This window comes from Atribacter sp. (assembly GCF_035418125.1).
Lineage (GTDB): Bacteria > Atribacterota > Atribacteria > Atribacterales > Atribacteraceae > Atribacter > Atribacter allofermentans.
In genome coordinates, this window is record NZ_DAOLQM010000151.1 from 1 (window position 1) to 5251 (window position 5251).

Below are 5251 nucleotides of genomic sequence, written 5' to 3' on the forward strand. Positions count from 1 at the left end.
TTTCAACCAGGTGGAAAAAACTTTTATTGACACGGTGTAAAGGGAGAAACCTGCCTTTCATAAATATCCCAATAACCCAGGTTATCAGACAAGGTGATTGATAAAGCATATTCTGACTTGATCTTTTCAATTTTTTCCTTAATTAAGGGAGATGCGACAGGAAACTCGAAGATAGGTGCTGATGGTCTGCGATTATCAATGATTAATTTTGGTCTTTTTTCAATAATGCCATCCAGAAACTCATTGATTCTTTCTTCATTTGTATAACCCGCGCGGTACAATGGAAATTGATAAACGTATTTTGACGAACTCTCTCGCTTTGAGAAATAGTTCAGGAAAGACTCAGCCCCCCACCCAACGATATAATCCTCAGGATTGGTGTTCTGTCTGATGTAATCAATTACGATGGTGCTTTCGATATGGCTCAAACTGTCAACTTCATTGCGATACTCATATACCGTGCTCCAGGTGAACCCGACCAGAATACTGCAAACCAGTGCCACGCTTGCCTTTTTGGGTAAATTATTGCTTACCAGGATTGAAAATAGCTCATTGAATACAATGCTCGCGAGCATTATCAGAACTGGCAATAGAGACATATAGTACATGACTGGATATTGCCCGGACACGCTGACGAGAATTATTTCTATTGGAAAACTTATGAATAACACGCTGATCAAGGGTCTGTTGTCGTATTTTTCTTTTTTACCCCACTTCAGGTTAACTAACCCCATTCCAAAGCCCAAAAGCGCCAGTTGAAATAACCCGGTCGTTAATAAAGGTTTTATGCCTGCCAGTATCGGCCGCAACCTATACATAACGTTAGACTCTGCTGAAGAATAAACAAAGTTATACAGAAATGCTGCATCCCAAAAATCTTTTATGCTATTGTTAACTGCAAAATAAAACAGGATAATTCCTGTGACCAAAGCTGCCCCGCTTATCATTGCCCCAACTTGTTTTATCCACTTCAATTTCTGCTGGTTCCTAAATCTGACAAAGGTGACATAAATGACCAGTGCAATCCATAAGCCTATCGTCGTTTGTTTGGTAAAAAATGCCAAACCGCCTAAAAAACCGATTATTATCCACTGGTATATTGCCAACTTATCCTGTTCTTTTCTACCAAGTATCCATAACGCGAGAAAATACCATAGCATGGCGTATTCCTCTGTAAAATTCCCGCCATGGATGATCAATGGTAGCGTAAAAAAGCCGGCGGCTATTGAAACGAGGGCTGTGTATACGCCAAAAAACCTTTTAATGGTTAGGTAGGCTAAATAAAAAGTGATGAACAGGAAAATTAATTCCACTATCCATATTCCCCAACGCGGATGGTCCATGATGGATAACCCCAAAGCGTCAATAAAGAAAATAATGGGTGGTTTATGGTCCCACACATCCTTGTAGGGAATATCTCCATTCAGTATCCGCCAGCCCATGTAATGGAAGACGCCGGAGTCGGTATAAGTCAAAGGCATATTTAATGGGCTTGTAGGCAGGAGAACGAATAAAACCCCTCCAAGTACTAGTGCTTTTTCCCATAGTTGTCCAACAATGGCTTTTACTTTAATCATCAATAACTCCATTTTTTAGAAACCACGTAATAACTTATAATATTTTAGTAAACAATTCAAATTAGAGTAAGAAAAATAATTGTCCAAACCCGTCATTTCCGTTGAACATCTCACCAAGCGCTACGAGCTGGGCGTTATTGGCACCGGCAGCCTCACCCGCGACCTGGAGCGCTGGTGGGCGCGCGCCCGCGGGCAGCCAGACCCTTACTCGCGCATCGGGCAAAAAGACGCCTTCCACCTCGCCGGTCAGTCGATCCTGGCGTTGGACGATGTCTCCTTCTGCGTGACGCAGGGCGAGGCGCTGGGCATTATCGGGCGCAACGGCGCCGGCAAGAGCACGCTGCTCAAAATTCTCTCGCGGGTCACCGCGCCTTCCAGCGGGGTGGTGAAGGTGAAAGGGCGCATCGGCAGCCTGCTGGAGGTGGGCACCGGCTTTCACCCCGAGCTCACCGGGCGCGAGAACATCTACCTCAACGGCGCCATTTTAGGCATGAAAAAAGCCGAGGTGGCGCGCAAGTTCGATGAAATTGTCGACTTCTCAGGCATCGAGAAGTTCATCGACACGCCGGTCAAACGCTATTCCAGCGGCATGTACGTGCGCCTGGCTTTCGCCGTGGCCGCGCACCTTGACCCCGAAATACTGGTGGTGGATGAAGTGCTGGCGGTGGGCGACGCTGAGTTTCAAAAAAAATGCCTCGGCAAGATGGGTGAGGTGGCAGACAAAGAAGGACGGACAGTATTATTTGTAAGTCATAATTTACCCTCTATACGCGAATTATGCGAAAATTGCATTTTATTGGAAGAAGGAAAGATAATACTCACTGATACTAGTACAAATGTAATAAATGAATATTCCAAGATTCAAAAAGAAAAACTTGATATTGTAAAGGAATCAGGCTATTTAATATGGGAAGGATTGATAAATAATCAATCGAATTTAAATCTAACGATTGATGACGATATTCAATTAATAATGAATTTTAAGACTCACAACATCGATTTGGATAATGTCTTTTTTGATTTGGAACTGTACAATGAGCGTTTTGAAAGAATCGTTCACACAAAAACAAAATTCATAAATAATGGGTTTTCACTTAAAAAGAATTCCAACCATTACCTAAAATATAAGTTGGTAAGTCCTCACCTAGCACCTGGAAAATACACATTATCCATATATGCTTATTCTGATTTAGGTGTGTTGTTATGGATTAATGGTGTTGATGCTCTTGAGGTAACCTCAAAAGACCCTACTGGTAGACTAATTGCCTTCGATAAGGTAATCGCCGCAATAATTCCTCAATATTCTTTGGAAATGAACGAAATTATATGAGCAATAATTTAATTTCAATAGTTTTGCCCTCATACAATGGAAGCAAATATGTCTGCCAATCAATAGAAAGCATAATCAATCAAACATATAAGAACTGGGAGTTGATATTAATAGACGACTGTTCTCAAGACAACACCTGGTCAATTATGCAAAACTATGCTGAACGATTTCCAAATCAAATTCGCTGCATCAAACACAAAACCAATCGCCGTTTACCCTCTGCATTAAATACAGGGTTTGCTAATTCAAAAGGTGATTTTTTAACATGGACTTCGGATGATAATTTTTTCAAAGAAGATGCCCTCGAAAAAATGGCTTTTTTTCTTATCAATAACCCTTTCGTTGGGTTGGTTTATTGTGATTTTTTTTTAATAAACGCATCATCTCAAATTACTGGAACGCAAAAAGTAAAAGAATTCGAAGAAATAATTAATAAGAATATCATTGGTCCTTGTTTTATGTATCGGCAAATAGTTTATAAAGAAATCGGGAAATACAATAAAAAAGCAATTTTGGCTGAAGATTACGATTACTGGTTAAGAATTGCTTCAAAATACAAGATTGCTCCGTTACATGAATACCTTTACTATTATCGAATACACGATCTTTCATTATCATCAACAAAGAAGAGAGAGGTTATTAAAGCCACTTCTGATAAAGTAATAGCGATAAATATTTTTAAGTTACCTTGGTTCAGTAAAGACCAGAAATATTGTCGTATGGAAAAAATAATAAAAAGCGCCATAAACCGTCGTGATTATGTAAAACTTCCATTATTTTTCTTTATTTCCTTTGCAATAAACCCGAAATCAACTAGTAAGCAAATAGCAAACTATTTTATAAAATTATTTAAGAGTTTGAGGTTTTAATACTCCAAAATAAATTCCATAGCCGGTTTGGAAATTAATAAAATGATTGTGGTCAGGGACTAAGAATACTGTTACAGGGCATTTACTTGTTATACGGTCTTTATTTAGTAAATCATTTCATACACCGAAAATCAAACCTCAATAATCTATGAATATAGTTCACATTATTAGAAACTCCAATGTAGGTGGCGCGCAAATTTTTGTTTACGATTTAATCCCTCCAGTAACAGAACAAATGAACTGCCATTTTGTCCTTTTTACTGAGAGTAATACTGGAGGATTATCTGCAAAATTGTCAAATAAGCAAGTTAAGTTTTATTTATTACGAAAGCCATTATTACCTTTTCGTCCGTATCGGTTATTCCATTTATTTAGATCATTACAAAATAAATTCCTGTTTTTTCAATACTTAAATAGATTCATACAAATTAAACCTAATCTAGTTCACGTCCATCTATTTAAAATTCGAGAAGTAAGTACAATAATGCGCGCTTGTATTTTTTTTCGCTTACCAATTGTATGGACCATGCATGGGGAACTGATTGGAAATAATAAAGAATTAAGAAAACTTCAGAAGGTAATAGAAATTTATGATGGTTTACAACTTCCATTGTTTTTTGCTTACGTGGGTGATTATCCTTCTGTAATGTCTAAAATTCAGTTACCTGAAAAAGTGAAAATTATTCACATTCCGTCAGGTATTAATACAGGGGAATTTATAATCACTCAGGAAATTAAACAAAAATATCGAAAAAGAATGTTGAAAGATGAAGACCTTTTTATTATTGGTTATGCTGGGAGATTAAGTGAGGAAAAGGGAGTTGACCTATTACTTAAAGCGGTCGGATTAATTGTTAATCAGATTCCAAACTGTCTTTGCCTGATAGCAGGGGATGGACCAGATAGAAAACTCCTTGAACAACTAACCTTTTCTAACAACATACAAAATCACATTAAATTTCTGGGTGAAATAGATAACATGATCGAGTTTTATTCTCTACTTGATCTTTATATTCAACCTTCACGCTCAGAAGGGTTGCCTTTATCAGTACTAGAGGCTATGGCGTCAGAGATACCAGTAATTGCATCTGATGTTGGTGGAATGCACTACGTAATTCGTCCTAATATCTCAGGGCTGCTTATCTCTCGTGAAAACCCTGTGGAACTTGCAAATGCGATCAATTACTTATTTGAGCATCCAAAGCTAAGGTCTCAATTTTCCTCGAACGCGAAAAAAATTGTTGAGGAATATGACATCCGCTCCATAAGAGAAAAATACGATCACATTTACAGTGAATTGGTTAACCTATAACTTGGTTCTTAAGATGTACAGAACTTGAACATCCTGCTCATCACCGCTTTTTACCCCCCGCACCACAGCGGCGGTTTTGGTCTGCGCTGCCGCGATGTGGCGGAGGGGCTGCGCCGGCGCGGTCACTCGCTCACCATCCTCACCAACCGCTGCGCGCTGCGCG

Annotated in this window: 4 protein-coding genes; 3 read left to right on the plus strand and 1 reads right to left on the minus strand. The window is 39.0% G+C overall.

Annotated elements, in window-relative coordinates; translation table 11 throughout:
* Positions 1-23: 23 nt before the first annotated feature.
* The gene (locus PLK24_RS07945) at positions 24-1577 is read right to left on the minus strand and encodes an ArnT family glycosyltransferase (RefSeq protein ID WP_324477950.1); all 1554 of its coding nucleotides are present in this window, start codon (positions 1575-1577) and stop codon (positions 24-26) included.
* A gap of 79 nt (positions 1578-1656) precedes the next feature.
* On the opposite strand from PLK24_RS07945, the gene PLK24_RS07950 reads away from it, so the two are divergent.
* From PLK24_RS07950 to PLK24_RS07960, 3 genes are all read left to right on the plus strand, one after another.
* Positions 1657-2907, plus strand: coding sequence for an ABC transporter ATP-binding protein (locus PLK24_RS07950; RefSeq protein ID WP_324477952.1), 1251 nt, complete (start codon positions 1657-1659; stop codon positions 2905-2907).
* A complete protein-coding gene (locus tag PLK24_RS07955) occupies positions 2904-3776 on the plus strand; it encodes a glycosyltransferase family 2 protein (RefSeq protein ID WP_324477954.1) in 873 nt (290 codons plus the stop codon). The genes PLK24_RS07950 and PLK24_RS07955 overlap by 4 nt, the downstream gene beginning before the upstream one ends.
* 148 nt (positions 3777-3924) lie before the next feature.
* A complete protein-coding gene (locus PLK24_RS07960) occupies positions 3925-5088 on the plus strand; it encodes a glycosyltransferase (RefSeq protein WP_324477956.1) in 1164 nt (387 codons plus the stop codon).
* Positions 5089-5251: the final 163 nt, after the last annotated feature.

Coding starts and splice junctions, on each gene's coding strand:
- PLK24_RS07945 (WP_324477950.1), bottom strand. CDS start 1,577: ATGATTAAAGTAAAAGCCATTGTTGGACAACTATGGGAAAAAGCACTA.
- PLK24_RS07955 (WP_324477954.1), top strand. CDS start 2,904: ATGAGCAATAATTTAATTTCAATAGTTTTGCCCTCATACAATGGAAGC.
- PLK24_RS07960 (WP_324477956.1), top strand. CDS start 3,925: ATGAATATAGTTCACATTATTAGAAACTCCAATGTAGGTGGCGCGCAA.